The following is an 18,161-nucleotide window of genomic DNA, read 5'->3' on the forward strand; positions in this document are numbered from 1 at the left end:
AATAAAAAACCCGGCCATTTGGTCGGGTTTTTTATGCTTTATAGGTTTTAAATAACCTATCCCAAATACTGGTGTAAAAGCCAAAATTATGATGCACATCTAAGTGATGGCGGTGATGAAAGGTAGAAGTGCCAATGTATTTGAATAACTTGTTTTCGCGAATGAAAGTAGGAACCGGCTCCATACCCAAATGGCCTGCAATACCAAAAACTACATTTGCAATGAGATAAACAATGATAGCGTAGAAATTGAAATGAAAAGCGGTGATCATTATTAACCACAAGCTGCCAAAGCTTACAGTTTCTAACGGGTGCAAAACAAAAAGATCAATAGGAATAGGGTCATCGTATTGATGATGGAATTTATGTATAGTATTGTATATAAGCCTATTTTTGTGAATGCCATAATGGAAAATGTACATAGCCAAATCCATCAGCAGAAAGAGGATTATAAAATCGATTATTATACTCCAGTCAGTATGAAACTTAATTATTAGATATCCATTTTTCCATAACCAAAATCCGGTGTAAGTGATAATGGTATTAATAACATTAGTCAGGATACAAATAAGCCACTCATTCGGCGATGCCGGTTTAATTATTTTGTTATTAAGTTTAAGAACCAGCCATCCAAAAAATAGTGCTAACGCAGTAATGCTTAAATTCTCTATCAAAAAGATCATCCATAAATTAAAAGATGATTGCGCTGATAGAAATTCAAGCATTACATAGTTTCTTAATTATACACAAACTCTCCGAACTCCGATTGTACAGTTACCTGCTTTTTATCGGCAGCTTCAACGTGGCCGATGATCTGTGCATCTACGCCGAAGCTTTTTGATATGCTGATAAGGTCTTCGGCAATCTCCTGTGGTACGTATAGCTCCATACGGTGACCCATATTGAATACCTTGTACATTTCCTGCCAGCTTGTTTTTGATTCTTCGTGGATGAGTTTAAACAGCGGTGGCACCGGGAACAGGTTGTTTTTTACGATATGCAGGTTCTCTATAAAGTGCAGCACCTTTGTTTGCGCGCCGCCGCTGCAATGTACCATGCCGTGGATGTTGGGGCGGTGTTTGTCTAATATAGCCTTAATGATAGGGGCGTAGGTGCGGGTAGCTGATAATACCAGTTTGCCTGCGGTTATGCTTTTACCATCGCCTATTTCAATTTCGTCGGTAAGGTTTTTACTGCCCGAAAATATCAGTTCGTAAGGGATGGCCGCGTCGTAGCTTTCAGGGTATTTTTCGGCGATGGTTTTATTAAACACATCATGACGGGCAGAGGTTAGTCCGTTTGAGCCCATACCGCCGTTATATTCCTGCTCGTAAGTCGCTTGTCCGGATGAAGACAGGCCTACAATTACATCGCCGGCTTTTATCCGGTGGTTTGATATCACATCTTCGCGTTTCATGCGGCAGGTTACGGTACTGTCAACAATAATGGTACGTACTAAATCGCCCACATCAGCAGTTTCACCACCGGTAGAGTAAATGCCTATGCCTGCTGCACGCAGTTCGGCCAGCACCTCTTCGGTACCATTAATTATAGCGGCGATAACGTCGCCAGGTATCAAATTTTTGTTACGACCGATGGTTGATGACAGCAGAATATTATCGGTAGCACCCACGCAAAGCAGGTCGTCGATATTCATAATAATAGCATCCTGGGCAATACCGCGCCATACCGAAATATCGCCGGTTTCTTTCCAGTAAGTATACGCTAAAGACGATTTTGTGCCTGCGCCATCGGCATGCATAATATTGCAGTAAGCTTCGTCGTTGGTTAATATATCGGGCACTATTTTACAAAAGGCCTGGGGGAAGATTCCCTTGTCGATATTTTTTATTGCATTATGTACATCATCTTTTGAGGCCGAAACACCTCTTTGATCATATCTTTGCGAAGAATTCATGGGCAAATATAGTACTTATACTTTTTGGGGACTGAAAAATATTTCACACTAAATATTACATTCTCTGAAATATACTTCATAAGAATGTTAAAATCTATCTACTACAAAATCAATAAATGGCGGCTTAAACTTAATAGCCAGCGTAACTTCCTGATGTATTGCAGTGTAATTGTGGGCCTTTTTGGCGGACTGGCCGCCGTAGCGCTCAAATACCTCGTACACCTGATGGAAGATTTGAGCCGGAATATAGCTTCGTACTTTCCGTACCATTTTATTTATGTGTTTTTACCCGCGCTGGGTATATTTTTCACGGTGGTTTACCTGCACCTCATCAACCGCGATACCATACAAAAGGGCATCGGCGGTATACTGTTCAATATAAAACGCAACCGCTCCAATATCCGCATTAACAATGTTTACTCGCACTTGATCAGCAGCTCGTTAACGGTAGGTTTCGGTGGTTCATCGGGCTTGGAGGCGCCTATTGTATGTACGGGGGCAGCTATCGGTTCAAACACAGGTCGTTTGTTTAACCTTACTGCTTACGAAAAGACTGTACTGTTGGCAGCAGCGGCTTCGGCAGGTATAGCGGCAGTATTTAACAGCCCCATTGCGGGTGTGTTGTTTTCGTTAGAATTATTGATAGGGGAGATCACCATCCCAACGTTTATTCCGCTACTGATTGCGTCGGCAACGGGCGTGGTTGTATCCAAAGCCTTGTACTCCAAACAACTGTTCCATTTAGTTACCGAAGGCTGGGTAATGCAGGCCTTGCCGTTTTACGTGCTGCTGGCCATTTTAAGCGGATGTGTTTCGGTTTATATTGCCAATGTGGCCGGTAAGCTGGAGAAAGGCATTCTCAAAAAACAAAACCGTTATGTAAGGGCATTAGTAGGCGGGTTAATTCTCGGGCTCATTATACTTGTTTTTCCGCCATTATTTGGAGAGGGTTATCACGATCTGCAAGAAGTGTTGAACGGCAATATAGAAACCATTACAGCCGATTCCATCTTCAGTCAGTACCTTAACCATCCTTTGGCATTGTTGGGCTTTATCGCCTTACTGGTATTTATGAAGATAGTAGCCACGGGCATAACGATTGGTTCGGGCGGTAACGGCGGAACGTTCGCGCCCACTATGTTTACCGGTGGTTTCCTGGGCTTGTTTGTGGCCTACAGCGTTAACCAAACCGGATTGATCCACCTGAATACCAGTAATTTTATCGCTGTGGGTATGGCCGGTGCTTTAAGCGGTGTATTACACGCGCCGCTTACGGCGATATTTTTGATAGCCGAAATCACAGGCGGTTATGTATTGTTTATTCCGCTGATGATCGTTTCAGCTATATCGTATATTATATCCCGCTACTTCAATCCGCATAATATGTACTGGCACGAGTTGGTACACGAAAAAAATATCCACCCAGGGCACGACGATGCCATGATGAACGCCATATCGCTCGATTCGGTAATTAACCGCCAGTTCACCGCTATCAGTAAAGATGCGTCGTTAAAAGATTTTTACAAGCTGCTGTCGCAAACACAAACCAACATATTTGCGGTGCTTGATGCTGATAAAGCTTTGGAAGGCGTAGTATTGATAGACGATATCCGCCGGCAGCTTTTTGATGAAGAAATGAAAACGCATACCATTGCGGAATTTATGGTAACACCTCCGGTAATTATAACTCACGATCAATCGGTAAGCAGTGTGATGAAGTTGTTTGACCAGTTAGATGTATGGCAACTGCCGGTAGTTAAAGACGGGCAGTTCGTGGGGTTCGTATCAAAATCGGCCCTGTTGGCCAAATACCGCGACGCCTTTATTAAACAGCACAAAGAGAACGATATTTTCGCTACCAGGTAAAAAAATAGACACGAATTACACGAAGTGAGTACACTAATTATTACGAATGCTATTCCGCAGATACAGGTAAAAAATAGACACTGATTTCACGAAGTAAGCACATTAATTATTACGATTCTATTGCGCAGATACGTAGAATAAAAAAACACGAATTTCACGAATGGGTTAAATTCGTAAAATTCGTGTCGCTTAAATTTGTGTAGTTAGTGTCGATCTATTTAAAGAATAACAACTCTCTGAACTTAGGCAGCGGCCACAGTGAATCATCAACCAATTGCTCCAGTTTATCAACATGGTAACGGATAGGCTGAAAGTATGATTTTACCTTTTCATCGTAATCAATAGCTTTTTGCCTTATATCATCTACCTTATTGATCTCCTTGCGGCTTAATACCATGGCTTCCACATTGGTTTTTATGAAGTTAATGTGCTCTGATAGTTTGATGATGATATCTAACTGTGCTTGGTAGGTGTCTTTATCTAAACCAAGATCTTTTAAGCCTTTAACGTTCTCCACCAATTTAGTTTGGTAGTTGATGGCTGCCGGGATAATCACGTTGTTGGCCAGTTCGCCAATTACACGGGCTTCTATCTGTAGTTTTTTGTAATAGCTTTCCAGCAAGATCTCATGGCGCGCATGGGCCTCACGTTTGGTAAATACACCTGTTGATGTAAACAGCTCTTCAGTTTTTTCGGTAACGAGTACGTCAAGCGCCTTTGGCGTAGTTTTGATATTGGCTAAACCGCGTGCTTCGGCTTCTTTTTCCCACTCATCGCTATAACCATTGCCCTCAAAACGAATGTTTTTCGACTCTTTAATGTATTTTTTGATCACCATTAAAAGGGCCACATCCTTTTTCTCGCCTTTTTTGATCAGCTTATCTACATCGGTTTTAAACTTCTTCAGCTGATCGGCAACGATAAGGTTTAATATCGTCATCGGGCTGGCCGAATTGGCAGATGAACCTACGGCGCGCAGCTCGAATTTATTACCTGTAAAGGCGAAAGGAGAGGTGCGGTTACGGTCGGTATTGTCTGGTAATATTTGCGGTATTTTCGGGATGCCCTGCCATAAGGTGTTTTCTTCCTTGATCTTTTTGCTGATACGTGAGGTTTCAATCTCATCAAGCACATCACTCAATTGGCTGCCCAAAAATATGGATATAATAGCCGGAGGAGCTTCGTTAGCGCCCAAACGGTGATCGTTATTTACCGATGCGATAGATGCCCTTAGCAGATCTGCATTTTCATAAACAGCCTTAATGGTGTTCACAAAGAAGGTTAGGAACATCAGGTTGTTTTTAGGCGTTTTGCCCGGCGATAACAGGTTTTTACCACCATTGGTGATCATCGACCAGTTATTGTGCTTGCCCGAACCATTGATGCCTGCGTACGGTTTCTCGTGCAGTAACACCTTCAGATTATGGCGTTTTGCAACGCGGTCCATCAGGTCCATCAATAATTGGTTATGGTCGATAGCTAAGTTGATCTCCTCATATATAGGCGCGCACTCAAACTGCGATGGCGCAACCTCATTGTGGCGTGTTTTTAATGGAATGCCTAATAATAAGGCTTCAATTTCCATATCCTGCATAAAAGCCAGCGCTCTCTCCGGTATCGAACCAAAGTAATGATCTTCCAGTTGCTGGTTTTTGGCTGATATATGGCCAAACAAAGCACGACCGGTCAGGTACAGATCGGGGCGTGCGTTAAACAGCGCGATATCTACCAGAAAGTATTCCTGCTCAATACCTAAAGAGGCGTTTACCTTTTCAACGCTTTTATCAAAATAATGGCAAACCTCAACAGCTGCCTTATCAAGCGCGTTAAGGGCTTTTAATAGCGGCACTTTATAATCAAGGGCTTCGCCGGTGTATGATACGAATACAGTAGGGATACACAAAGTACGCCCCATCAGGAAGGCTGGCGATGATGGATCCCAGGCGGTATAGCCACGGGCCTCAAAGGTATTACGGATCCCGCCGCTCGGGAAGCTTGATGCATCCGGCTCCTGTTGTGCCAGCGCATCGCCCGAAAAGCGTTCTATAGCACCGCCGTCGGCAGTAGGCTCAAAAAATGAATCGTGCTTTTCGGCAGTAGTGCCTGTTAATGGCTGAAACCAGTGTGTATAATGAGTAGCACCCTTACCAATGGCCCACGAGCGCATGGCTGATGCTATTTGTTCGGCAAGATCGCGGGGGATAGGTTCGCCTTTTTCAATAGAGTTAGCTATACCCTGGTATGCTTCGGTAGAAAGAAATTCCTTCATCTTCTTTTTATCGAAGACGTTGGCACCAAAAAAATCTGAAATTTTTGCTGATGGCATTTTTACTTCAGGTATTGTTCTATTAAGAACAGACTGAAGTGCCTGAAATCTATTATTAGACATTACTAAGTTTTATTATAGTTCACATCAAAAATAGAATTATCATTTTAATAATACACAATTAAAAATAGGAGCGCATTAATTATGAAATCTATCCATCCGGATGATCGAAATATAGCTTGTAATTACCATTGACTTGTGAAAATTATTAAAAAGTGGCTCTGTTTTAATAATTAATGGAGGAATAAGTGTGTTTTTGTATTTTTTGGACGTGTTTTTTATTTAAAAATGTATTTATAATTGCTTTGTGTGATTTAAATGCATGTTTTAACTTCAAAAAGCTATAATATTTTTAATAATTTAAATTTAAATTGTTAAATTTTATAGATAATGTTTATAAAAACTTCAATTTTTTTGATTGAAAATTTGTTTTTATTGTTTTTGCTATATATTTTTATGAAAATTTTAACAAAACAACGTTTTACTATGTTTTTTAATAATATAAAAACGTTATTTTGATAATTGATGATAAAATACTGGCCGGTTTTATCGTCGCTATCATTAAAATAGCAAATCAACTTTAATTTATATACCAAATTCCAACAATTTAAACACTTAATTAAAATCCAATCGTTATCATGAAAAAAAAACTTCTACTATTATCATTACTATCTGCCGCTGCATTCGCAGTAAAAGCACAGGATACTACTAAAACGGATCCGCCTCTAACCATCACCGGCTCGGTGGATACTTATTATAAGTATGATTTTTCTGATCATTCAAACCTGCCTACCAGCTTTGCATCTGATCACAACTCAATATCTATCGGTATGATCGATATCGCCCTGAAGAAAAAAGTAAACAAAGCCGCTTTCGTTGGTGAGATCTCTTTCGGTCCGCGCGGACAAGAGCAGTCAATATTACCCGGCGCATCAGGCGATTCTTACCACATCCAAAACTTATATGTGTCTTATGACATTACCGACAAATTTGTTGTAACCGGTGGTTTCATGGGTACATTTATTGGTTACGAGGTAATTAGCCCGGTAGGTAACTTCAACTACTCTACTTCGTACATGTTCACTAACGGTCCGTTCCAAAACGCGGGTGTTAAATTCGCTTATACCTTTACTGATAAAGTATCGTTAATGGCCGGTGTTTTCAACGATGCCTGGAACAGCTACAACTCAATTAGCAAAGTGAACAACTTTGGCGCGCAGTTAACCGTTAGCCCTGTTACCGGCTGGACTGCTTACTTAAACGTAATTACCGGTAAAACTTCAGGTACTGAGTTTGATTTAACTACTGCTTACCAGGTTACCGATGCCTTTAAATTAGGCTTAAACAGCGCTACTTACTCTGCACCGGATAAAGCAGGTGGTTTCACAGGTGTGGCTTTATACCCACAATACGCGGTATCAAGCGGCGTAACTTTAGGTTTAAGAGGTGAGTATTTCAAAACTAAATCAGGTGTTTACGAAACTTTCGGTCCTGCACCGGGCGAATCAGTTACTGCTATAACTGCTACTGCCAATATCAAAGCCGGTCCGTTAACTTTGATCCCTGAGTTCAGATTGGACAACGGTTCTGCCGAAGCATTTACTAAAAAGAGCGGTGCTCCGTCTAAAAACGCTTCACAAGTATTGTTAGCTGCCGTATACGCTTTCTAAATCACACGAAACAGTAATTTTTAGGTATATTTTTCAAGAAAGCCACTCGAAAGAGTGGCTTTTTTTATATTTACGTTATGAAGAAATTGATTTTCGCGGTTGCTGCACTGTTATTGGTAATGAAGGCATCGGCCCAAACCGATTCATTATCGTTTGATGAAAACAACAAATACATATATTACCAGGTAGTAGTTCTGCCTAATTTAAAGGCCGATACTTTATATAAAAGAGCCGTTCAATTTTTAAAAACCGCTTACGATAAAGATAAGCTTAAGCTTGATAAAGAAGATAAGGCAAAAGGCAGTGTAACCGGTAAGGGCGGTTTCATGGTATCGAAAAAAGCATTGGTATCTACCCACGAAGATGCCAAGATAGCTTACAAATTACACATTGAAGTAAAAGATGGCCGTTACCGGTTTTGGCTAACCGATTACGTAGTGATACCTTACCAGCGTAACCGCTATGCAAGTTTCGAACCGGTATCGGGCAAAGATGTCCCCCTCGAATTAGGCTTAAACAAACTTGGCCAAAAAGACTTCGACGATTTCTTTAACAAAACATTACTCAATAGCCGCGCCATTAGCAATAAATTAAAAGCCTACATGGTAAGCGTACCTGCGCTGCAACCAAAAGATAATAAGGTAAAAACGGTGAATACTAAGGAGTGGTAGGTGCTGCAATATTAAGTCACGTCATTTAGGAACGAAGCAATCCCCGATTGCCAGAGTCGCTCTATATAGTTCGCGATTGCTTCGTGCCTCGCAATGACACGATTTTAGAGTAAGACTTACGAAGTTTTAAAAACTTCGTAAGTCTCGCCGCTCCCCGTCAGCAAAGAGCTTCGGACGAAAGCGGGCAGAACTATGATGGCCAAGAGCGCAAAGGCGGGCATAGTGAACTTGTTGCATGTGGGGAGGAAATGAGCGGAGGGGCAAAAGTTCCAGCCCAAAGTTCTGCACGATTTGCAGCGCAGAGGCCATGTGCGGCAAAGAAGCCTTTTTGCTGGACAAAGGGTTTTGTTACTTTTGCCCTCAAAAGTAATGGGGCCCTGCGCCCAAGAGCAGACTAATGTTAATTACAGCACAAGTACAACAACCTAAGTAGAGATTGCTTCGTGCCTCGCAATGGCGCGTTTTTTACCGCGTTATTATACTTCCGTAAGCGGCTTATGCGACAATATATAAGCCGCTAATTGATCCAATTCTTCACGCGTTACGTACGCACCCAAAAAATCCCACTGATCCATTTCAGGCGTGAAGATAATATCACCTAAAAACCTCTCACCATCTTCCATACCTTTTTCCTGTTCGGCTTTGTCGGGTAGCCCATCGCCAACATATACTTTGTAAACACCGGTATTTTGTTCGGTATTGTCGTCAGTAATCTCTTTCATGGGTTCAACATATAATGGTCTGTTGTTGCCATCGGCGCCGGTTATAGTAACTATTGTTCCGTTAAGCATAGTTGTTTGGTTTTATAATTATGATACGTTTAAATATGGTAATTTGTTTGATACAGAGTTTATTGTAAAACAAAATAAGCATCGCTTGCTTTATTATTGTAAATAATCAATTATGAACAGGGTAACAGGTATAGTTTTAATAGTAATAGGTGCAGCCATGCTTATTTGGACAGGTTTTACCTACACCAAAAAAGAAAAGGTAATAGATGCCGGGCCAATACAAGTATCGGCAGATAAAGAAAAAACCGTTAGCTGGCCACCATATTTAGGCGGCGTATTACTTGTAGGCGGCATAGTTATAGTAGCAACCGCTAAAAAGTAAGTTTTAGTTAACACGATGGTATCGTGAAAGCGACTTTTCTATTTCGGTGCACAGGTGCTCAAATTCATCATTGTTGATAGGCAAATTGCCCGGAACGTCAACCATCCATTTTGCGCCGCCTTTGTGTATAAAAATGGGGTGCTGACAACCGGTGGAGAGTTCTAATTTTAATGAAGTGAGTTCGTTGTTTTGTGGAGTTACGATAAAGCCAACATGAATATGGCTAATATCCGATTTGATGATGAAAGCTTCCATGGCAGATTAAAATTGGTACACAAATATAACGATTTTTGTTTCGTTTAATTTTATTGGCGATAGCTTATATTTTAATATTTTAAACCAAACGAAATTTTAATAGTCGAACAGTTTTTATAGTGAAACTTTAAAGCACAAAACCACCTACCATGAAAAAAGGCTTAAATGTTCTACTTGCCATACTATTGCTGCCGTTTATCGGACTGGTATTCAGTTCTTTTTTAAAGGCTGATAGTACAAATGGCGTTACCAAATTCCCCTACAGTGTTTCGGGCATCACCGAACGGCAGGCCGCCGCGCATTTGATAAGCAGGTTTAGTTATGGCGTAACCCCGGGGCAAATAGATGCCGTGCTGAAAGAAGGGCTGGAAAATTGGTTTAATAGTCAATTAAACGCTGTTCAGGCCGATGACTCCCTTAATAATATGCTTACCTCATTTGATGCACTGCAATTAACTAATGAGGAGGTGCTGGATATTTATCCTAAAAATGGACAGCTGATTCGTATGGCTGTGCGCGATGGGGCTATAAATAAAGATTCGGTAAGATCAAATAGGAAAGAATACCGCGATACCCTGTTGAGCTATATGAACAAGCATGGTTTAAAACCGGTGAATGAGTTGTATCGCCAGTTTATTAATCAAAAGGTTTTGCGTGCGGCTTATACCAATAATCAGTTGCAAGAAGTGATGACCGATTTTTGGTTCAACCATTTCAACGTATCTATCACCAAAGGCGATTGCGCCGAGTTTATACCTGCTTATGAGCGTGATGTGATCAGGCCAAACGCCTTGGGTAAGTTTAGCGATCTGCTGATGGCTACGGCAAAATCCCCGGCAATGCTATATTATTTGGATAACTTCAGTAGTTCGGGGGATAATGCCGAAAAGAATAAAGCCGGTGCACGCAAACAACAAATGAATATGGCCAGGATGAGCGATACATCGGCCATGATGCCTATGCCGGCTAAAAAAGCAAAAAAAGGCGGACTAAACGAGAACTACGCCCGCGAGGTAATGGAGCTGCATACCCTTGGGGTTGATGGTGGTTATACCCAGCAGGATGTTACCCAGGCTGCGCGTGTACTTACCGGGTGGACGGTATACCCCATTGGTAACTATGGTTTACTGAACCGTAAGAAAGGGATATTCAATAATCTTGACGATGAAGCCCTTAAAAACAGGGGCTTTGTGCACGATGGCGATTTTCTGTTTAACCCCAACAAGCATGATAATGGCGAGAAGGTAGTATTGGGCAAAAAGTTTGCTGCCGGGGGCGGGTACGAAGAAGGAGTGGAGCTGTTAAATATGCTGGCCCATCATCAGTCTACCGCCAAATTTATATCGCGTAAGCTGGCAGTACGTTTTGTGAGTGATAATCCATCGCCATTATTGGTGAATGCAATGGCGAAAACGTTTTTGGCCAGCGATGGCGATATCAAAAAGGTGCTGATCACCATGGTGTCCTCAAAAGAGTTTTGGAGCAAGGCATCGCTTCGCGAAAAAACAAAATCGCCCTTTGAACTGGCTATTGGCGCAGTACGTGTACTGAATGCTAAAATTACCCAGCCCTACCAGTTATACAACTGGATAAACAAAATGGGCGAAAAGAAATACTATTACCAGGCACCAACAGGCTTTCCCGATAGGGGGCAATACTGGATCAATACAGGTTCATTACTAAGTCGCATGAATTTCGGACTGGCATTGGCTACCGGCCGGATCCCGGGTGTTAAGATAGACCTGATCGCGCTGAATAATCACCACGAACCGGAAAGCTCGGTGGAAGCGCTCAAGATATACGGCAAACTGATTATGCCCGAGCGTGATCTTACCCAAACCATAAAAAGGCTTACCCCATTACTGAATGATCCTGCACTGGTGAGCAAGGTTTCGGCTGCCGACGCGAGCGTTAAAAAGACTAACCCGATGCAGCAACAGGCCGACATGACGGCTGATACCACATTGAAAATGCCGGTGAGGAAAAACAAAATACAAAATAATACAGGCGATACCATGCTTGCACAGGTCGTGGGCGTAATTGTTGGCTCGCCGGAATATCAACGACGTTAATATACTAAGATATGTTATCAAGAAGAGGGTTTTTAAAAGCAGGCGGCTTAACACTTTTTGGTGTTGGCTTAATGGGCGGCATACCTGCATTTATTGCTGAAGCCGCAGCCGAAAATAAGATTGTCGGCCCGTACAAACGGAAGAAGATAATGGTGTGCATATTTCAGCGCGGCGCAATGGACGGGCTGATGGCGGTTACGCCGTTTACCGATAAATATTTGCAGCAGGCAAGGCCATCGCTGTTTATGTCGGCGGCTAAAAAGGCCGGGCAACCGTCGTTGATCGATCTGGATGGCATGTACGGTTTGCATCCTTCCATGCAGGGTTTTGAACGTTTATTTCGCGAGAACAGGCTGGCTATAGTGCATGGCATCGGTTCGCCAAATACTACCCGTTCGCATTTCGACGCGCAGGATTACATGGAATCGGGTACGCCGTTTGATAAGGGTACTGCAAGCGGATGGCTTAACCGCGCTGTTGGTTTATTAGGGCACGATGCTCTTACGCCCTTTGCAGCTGTGAGCATGACATCGGCTATGCCGCGTTCTTTTTATGGCGATAACCCATCCATCGCTATCAGTAACTTGCAGGATTTTGCCATCCAGATGCGGGGTAACCAGGCGGGAGCAAACGCGGCGGCAAAAAGTTTTGAAGATCTGTACGATCAAACATCTAACGGAATATTGAAACAAACCGGCCGTGAAAGTTTTGAGGCGGTGAAGATGCTCCAAAAATCAGATGTAAAGAATTATCGTCCGGCTAATAACGTGGTATATCCAAATTCTGCACTTGGTAATTCGCTTAAGCAAATTGCTCAATTGATAAAAATGGATGTTGGTTTAGAGGTAGCCTTTGCCGAATCAAACGGTTGGGATACGCACTTTAACCAGGGAACATTTAACGGGATATTCAGTCGTAATGTGAACGATTTGAGCAGTAGCATTGTAGCCTTTTGGAATGATTTGGAAGCTTACCAGGACGATGTAATGGTAATGAGCATGACGGAGTTCGGGCGTACTGTGCACCAAAACGGCACAGGCGGCACTGACCACGGCCGGGCATCGTGCAATTTTATTTTAGGTAATGATGTTGATGGCGGCAAAGTGCATGGCAAGGTACAACCTTTAGCGGTAGAAAATTTAGAGGACGGCCGCGATTTGGCTGTTACTACCGATTTTAGAAGCGTGTTTAGCGAGGTGGCCGATAAGCACCTCAAAATAATGAATGATAAAAAACTCTTCCCAGGCTGGAAAGGGGAGAAGATAGGCGTGATGAATGCCTGATAGTAAAAGAGCCTTACAATAGTTGCAAGGCTCTTTTTTATGATTAGTCAAGTCCGCCGCGGCGGGTAGGTTTAACAGGCTCTGGCCATTTGGCTTGTTCGCCGGTTTTAGGGTTGGTTGGCAATACGCTCTTATCGCGCGAAGTTTTCGCTGGGTCTTCGCTGGCCATGTAGGCCAGTATAGCGGTAAGTATGGCGTTGCTGCGCACATCGTCAAATACCACTTTATCATAAGTATCGCGGTTGGTGTGCCAGGTATAGGTGCCATAACTCCAATTTAACGAGCTTAATGAAAATGCAGGTGCCCCGGCAGCCACAAATGACGCGAAATCTGATCCGCCACCACCCGGTGAACCCGGAAAGCTGGTTTGTATTTGCGTACGGATGCTATCGGGTACTTTGGTTAACCATCTGCCTAAATAATCATAAGCGTTTAAAAAGCCCTGGCCCGCAAGGTTTACCACGCGGCCGGTACCGTTATCCTGGTTAAATACTACCTGTATGTTCTTTACTATTTCCGGGTGATCTTCAACAAAGGCACGTGAACCGTTCAGTCCTTGCTCTTCGCTGCCCCAATGGCCTACTAATATGGTGCGTTTAGGGTTAGGATATACTTTTTTAAGGATACGCAGGGCTTCCATCATGGTGAGGGTGCCTGTACCGTTATCGGTAGCGCCGGTGCCGCCGTCCCATGAGTCGAAATGTGCGGATAGTATTACATATTCGTCCGGTTTTTCGCTGCCTTTAATTTCGGCGATGGTATTAAATGTGGGCACTACGCCGTTTTCTTTCGATTGTGTAAACACACTGATCTTCGGTTTATCGCCCGATTCGGTTAAGCGGTACAGCGCTCCATAGTCTTCCAGCGCGATATCAACAGTAGGGATTTTTTTGGTATAAGCGCTGAATATTTTATCTACCCCAAAACCTGCCGACCAGTTATTGGTAATTATACCGGCTGCGCCTGCTTTTTCAAGCGCTACAGGCAGGGTACGGTTATTAAGGCCGGTTTTAGCGATACGGCTGCGCCATGCATCAGTTTGAGCAGTGCGGGCAGCTTTCATTTTCTCGAAAGATTCTTTGGTACCGAACTCCGTCCAGTTATAATCAGGCCTGCCGGTGGGCTGGCTCATAGATATCATTACAAACTTGCCTTTAACGGCGGGCAACCATTGTTTAAAAGCTACAGAATCTGCCAGATCGGGCAGTATCACCAGTTCGGCGATAACAGCCTTTTTCATGCCGGGGCTCCAGGCCAGCTGTGTGCCCTCTAACGATTTTACACGCGGCGATACCATATCAATGTGCGATATGCCACGTTCCCAGCCACGCCATTCGCCCCATTTTTCGTTACGGGCATCAATACCCCAGCTTTTGTATTTGGCAACAGCCCAGTTATTGGCCTGTAGCATTTGCGGTGTACCTACCAAACGCGGACCAATACCGTCAAAAAGCTCGTGCCCAAGTTTTTCTAACTGCGAATTTTGGGTGCCTTCTTTAACTATATTGTCAACAATAGGGTCTTTGATTTGGGCGTAGCCGATGCTGCTGTACAGCATAGCGCCTGTGAATAATAGCTTTGCAGTATGCTTTACAGCAAAGCCCGGAGAGTAAAAGGTCAGTTTCATGACCGTAATTTATAATTTTTATTTAACAGCCCGAAGCAACAATTGTGATAGGCCTAACTGCCAATAACAAAAATGCCCCATATCGGGGCATTTACAATTAAAATCGAATAAAAAATCACGGTTTATAATGATTAGTTCGGGCTGATTTTTTTATCGGGTTTAGGCCGTTTTATAAAATCTTTTTTGGCATTTAGCACACTTGTAATGTTTAACCGAATTAGGCAAAAGCATTTTTACAAGACTGCTGCGCGGTATCCGATCGCAATCGGCGCCGCCACATCGCGGGCATTTCAATAGTGTTTTGGGTGCAGGGGTAACAACCATAGTTTTAGGGGATTTATTAATTAAAAGATCGATTCTTTCTTTATTGTTAAACAAATGTCTGTTTTATTACCCGAACAAAACGGACATTTAGCTTGATAAAGCTGCCACAGGGTGGACAAAAACGCTTTCGGGGGTGGACAAATGAACTTTTTCGGATTTTTTCTTATAAAGCAATATAAAATTGTTATAGCAGCTCGTTTACATCGCGGCCATAATGTTCTTTAAATATTTTGCTGAAATAAGCCGGTGTATCAAAGCCTGCCGCGTGCGAAATTTCGGCCACGGTACGGTACTTGCCGCTCTCTATAGCCTCGCGTGCTATTTGCAAACGTATGGCACGTATATACTTATTAGGGGTGAGCCCGGTGATCTGTTTTATACGGCGGTTCAGCTGCCTTTCGCTGATGGCCATATCGTAACTAAGCATGGTAATGTTCAGTTCGGTTTTGCCGGTGTATTTACGTACCAGCTCTTCTATTTGGGCAAGCCATGCAAAATCAGCAGGGGATACTTCAGGTATGGCGATGGTTGGCTCGTGTTCGGCCGCGCTATCCGAATGATGATGACTGCGGGCAGCCGCATTGGTGATCAAATTGCCTGCACGCGCCAAAAGTTCGCTGCTTATAAAAGGCTTAGTAAGGTAATCATCAACCCCAATGGTTAAAGCGTTTAATTTGGTATGATCATCGGCAAGCGCGGTAAGCATAATTACCGGTATGCTGCAATATATATTATGCTGCTTCAAATTGTTTAAAAGCGTGAAGCCATCCATGTCGGGCATCATCACATCGGATATAATGAGGCTGGGCAGTTCGCCGTAGGTTTGCAAAAGGGTTAATGCCTCAATACCATTATAAGCAGTAACCACTTTATATTGCGGACTAAGTATTGCCGAAATGTAACCTGCCATCTCGCGGTGATCTTCTACCACCATAATGAGTTGAGTCGCGTTGCTTGCCGCTGTTAATGTTTCGGCCAGTGCCTCATCAGGATCGGCCGGTTGGGTAGTATCAGTACTTTCAGATATGTTGAGCGGAAGGAAAACCTTGAAGAGCGAGCCTTTACCATAATTGTTTTCAACCGTTATTTTACCTTTAAGCAGCTCGGTAAATTCGCGCGCAATGGCAAGGCCTATACCGGTACCGCCTTCGGCCGGGGCACCCTCACGGTTCCCCTGGAAATAACGATCGAAAATATGAGGCATGTCATCCGGGTGTATGCCGCTACCGTTATCGGCAACGCTAAATGCTATCTGGTTATCTTTTATACCCGCGTTAATAAATATGTTGCCGTTTGAAGGGGTGTATTTTATGGCGTTGCTGATGAGGTTGTTCGCTATTTTTTCAAACTTATCACGATCTATATCGGCCACAATATCTTCATTAATATCACTGATGAGCGAATAGCGGATATGCCTGAACTCCGCCGCCGAAGCAAAATTTTGATACAGCACACGCATAAAGGTCGCCAGATTTACCGGCTGCAAATGAACAGGCAGGCTACCGGCTTCTATCTTACCCAGATCAAGCAATTCGTTCAGCATGTTCAATAGTTTTTTGCTATTGCGCCATACACTGTTGATATGATTGGTTTTTTGCTCGTCGTTTATATAGGGCTGATTTACCAATTGCTCCAGCGGCCCCATAATAAGCGTAAGCGGCGTGCGCAGCTCATGACTTATGTTGGCGAAAAACCGTGTTTTCATAGCATCCAGCTTGGCCAGTTGCCGGTGCTCTTCGGCCAGTATATCGGCTTCTTTTTTACGTTTATAAATAACCCAACGGTACAACGCGAAAAGCGCGGCCGTGCTAATGATTACCATTACAATAATAAAGTTACGCTGCTGTTTTAACAGTTTTGCTTTGTTCGATGCTTCAAGCAAGCGTTTATCCAGCTTAAATTGTTCGCTTAGTTTGGTTGCGGCTTCGTTTTTTTCGGTATTGCTTAGGCTGTCTTCGAGCTGGCGGTTATGTTTTAAATGGAGGTAGGCCTGTTTATAATCTTCCAGCCCCTCGTAAGCATCGGTAAGCCGGTTATAAATATCTATCTGGTATTTCAGCGGACTTTGCTCGTTAGCAAGCGTGTTTAACGCCTGTTGCCCATATTTTACAGCTTCGGCGTATTTCTTCTGATCAATTTTAACCGTAGCCAGTTCATTTAAAGCATGTTTTTCAATAGCCACGAATTTCTCTTTCCGCGATATGTCTAACGATTGCAGCAACACCTGTTCGGCCTTGCCGTTCTGATTTTGCATGCGGTATAAACGTCCGAGGTTGCTCAGGTATCTCGCTTTTGAAAACGGCGATACCTTGCCCACGTACGGTTCGTTCAATATGATCTCCATGTAACGGGTAGCCGTTTTTATATTGGCAGGGGTTTGAATTTCCCTTTGTGAGTAAATGTTTGATAAGGTGCTCAGGGCGAAAATGTACATGCCCGTATCGCGCGCCGCAAGCAGATCATTGGCGGCCTGCTCTGCATAGGGGATGGCCTCTTTGGCCTGGTTCATGGTGCGGTAAATATCGGCAATACATAAACGGCTGTCGGCACCCAGCTTTTTCCAGCCTTTAGCATCAGTAACGCGCAGCATTTGGAAAGCTATTTTTAACGCGTTTACATTATTGCCCTGCCTGCTCATCATGTAAGCCATCATGGTAGCGGTTTTGGCGTAGGTAACCGAATCGCTTTCGCCTGTCAGGTTATGAGCCTGGGTAGCATAATCAAGTGCTTCTAATTCGTTACCTTTAGTGTAGTGTTTAAGGGAGCGGGCATAAAGCACGCGGGCTTCAAAAAGCTTGTCGTTGTTTTTTTTTGCCGATGCCAAAAGCTGCCCGGCATAAACCTCCGACGAGTCAAGATCTTTGATCTTTTTATATTTATCAAATAGAAGTTTATCGCCGCTTGTTTGTGCCGAAACAAAGGAGAAAGTAATTGATAATAAGCCGGTAAAAAGTAATCGTGGTAATAGTAGTTTCAAAATATGATAGGGGGTCATAAATTTCTGCTAAAGTAACAAAAAGGTATTAGTATGGTTGTC

Annotated in this window: 13 protein-coding genes; 6 read left to right on the forward strand and 7 right to left on the reverse strand. The window is 43.2% G+C overall.

Features of this window, described 5'->3' with window-relative positions:
* Positions 1 to 31: 31 nt before the first annotated feature.
* Positions 32 to 724: a sterol desaturase family protein gene (locus AC07NA_RS21975; protein ID WP_494899796.1), complete on the reverse strand. Its 693-nt coding sequence runs from the start codon at positions 722 to 724 to the stop codon at positions 32 to 34.
* Positions 725 to 735: 11 nt separating this feature from the next.
* Positions 736 to 1,917 (reverse strand): AIR synthase related protein, encoded by a 1,182-nt coding sequence (locus AC07NA_RS21980; protein ID WP_494899797.1) that lies wholly within the window; start codon positions 1,915 to 1,917, stop codon positions 736 to 738.
* Positions 1,918 to 2,001: 84 nt separating this feature from the next.
* Here AC07NA_RS21980 and AC07NA_RS21985 point away from each other — a divergent pair, with 84 nt between their 5' ends.
* The gene (locus tag AC07NA_RS21985; RefSeq protein ID WP_494899799.1) at positions 2,002 to 3,783 is read left to right on the forward strand and encodes a chloride channel protein; all 1,782 of its coding nucleotides are present in this window, start codon (positions 2,002 to 2,004) and stop codon (positions 3,781 to 3,783) included.
* A gap of 214 nt (positions 3,784 to 3,997) precedes the next feature.
* Here AC07NA_RS21985 and AC07NA_RS21990 read toward each other — a convergent pair whose 3' ends face one another.
* Positions 3,998 to 6,172 carry a glutamine synthetase III family protein gene (locus AC07NA_RS21990; protein WP_345209875.1) on the reverse strand — a complete coding sequence of 725 codons (2,175 nt, stop codon included), beginning with the start codon at positions 6,170 to 6,172 and terminating at the stop codon, positions 3,998 to 4,000.
* Positions 6,173 to 6,747: 575 nt separating this feature from the next.
* Between AC07NA_RS21990 and AC07NA_RS21995 the strand changes: the two genes are divergently transcribed.
* A complete protein-coding gene (locus AC07NA_RS21995) occupies positions 6,748 to 7,779 on the forward strand; it encodes an outer membrane beta-barrel protein (protein WP_345209874.1) in 1,032 nt (343 codons plus the stop codon).
* Between the two features lie 77 nt (positions 7,780 to 7,856).
* Positions 7,857 to 8,450, forward strand: coding sequence for a DUF4468 domain-containing protein (locus AC07NA_RS22000; RefSeq protein ID WP_494899801.1), 594 nt, complete (start codon positions 7,857 to 7,859; stop codon positions 8,448 to 8,450).
* Between the two features lie 476 nt (positions 8,451 to 8,926).
* Here the strand turns inward: AC07NA_RS22000 and AC07NA_RS22005 are convergent, their stop codons facing one another.
* A complete protein-coding gene (locus AC07NA_RS22005) occupies positions 8,927 to 9,241 on the reverse strand; it encodes a hypothetical protein (protein ID WP_345209872.1) in 315 nt (104 codons plus the stop codon).
* A 112-nt stretch (positions 9,242 to 9,353) separates the two neighbouring features.
* Here AC07NA_RS22005 and AC07NA_RS22010 point away from each other — a divergent pair, with 112 nt between their 5' ends.
* Positions 9,354 to 9,563, forward strand: coding sequence for a hypothetical protein (locus AC07NA_RS22010; RefSeq protein WP_345209871.1), 210 nt, complete (start codon positions 9,354 to 9,356; stop codon positions 9,561 to 9,563).
* Positions 9,564 to 9,566: 3 nt separating this feature from the next.
* Here AC07NA_RS22010 and AC07NA_RS22015 read toward each other — a convergent pair whose 3' ends face one another.
* Positions 9,567 to 9,818 carry a hypothetical protein gene (locus AC07NA_RS22015; RefSeq protein WP_494899804.1) on the reverse strand — a complete coding sequence of 84 codons (252 nt, stop codon included), beginning with the start codon at positions 9,816 to 9,818 and terminating at the stop codon, positions 9,567 to 9,569.
* Positions 9,819 to 9,967: 149 nt separating this feature from the next.
* On the opposite strand from AC07NA_RS22015, the gene AC07NA_RS22020 reads away from it, so the two are divergent.
* Positions 9,968 to 11,890: a DUF1800 domain-containing protein gene (locus AC07NA_RS22020; RefSeq protein ID WP_494899806.1), complete on the forward strand. Its 1,923-nt coding sequence runs from the start codon at positions 9,968 to 9,970 to the stop codon at positions 11,888 to 11,890.
* Between the two features lie 11 nt (positions 11,891 to 11,901).
* The gene (locus AC07NA_RS22025) at positions 11,902 to 13,173 is read left to right on the forward strand and encodes a DUF1501 domain-containing protein (RefSeq protein ID WP_494899808.1); all 1,272 of its coding nucleotides are present in this window, start codon (positions 11,902 to 11,904) and stop codon (positions 13,171 to 13,173) included.
* A gap of 43 nt (positions 13,174 to 13,216) precedes the next feature.
* On the opposite strand, the gene AC07NA_RS22030 is transcribed toward AC07NA_RS22025, so the two are convergent.
* Both AC07NA_RS22030 and AC07NA_RS22035 read right to left on the reverse strand, forming a co-directional pair.
* Positions 13,217 to 14,800, reverse strand: coding sequence for a M20/M25/M40 family metallo-hydrolase (locus tag AC07NA_RS22030; RefSeq protein WP_494899810.1), 1,584 nt, complete (start codon positions 14,798 to 14,800; stop codon positions 13,217 to 13,219).
* A gap of 508 nt (positions 14,801 to 15,308) precedes the next feature.
* Entirely contained in the window at positions 15,309 to 18,101 is a 2,793-nt protein-coding gene (locus AC07NA_RS22035) for an ATP-binding protein (RefSeq protein ID WP_494899812.1), read from the reverse strand.
* Between the last annotated feature and the right edge of the window lie 60 nt (positions 18,102 to 18,161).

Source organism: Mucilaginibacter sp. GW821-FHT07G05 (genome assembly GCF_059418565.1).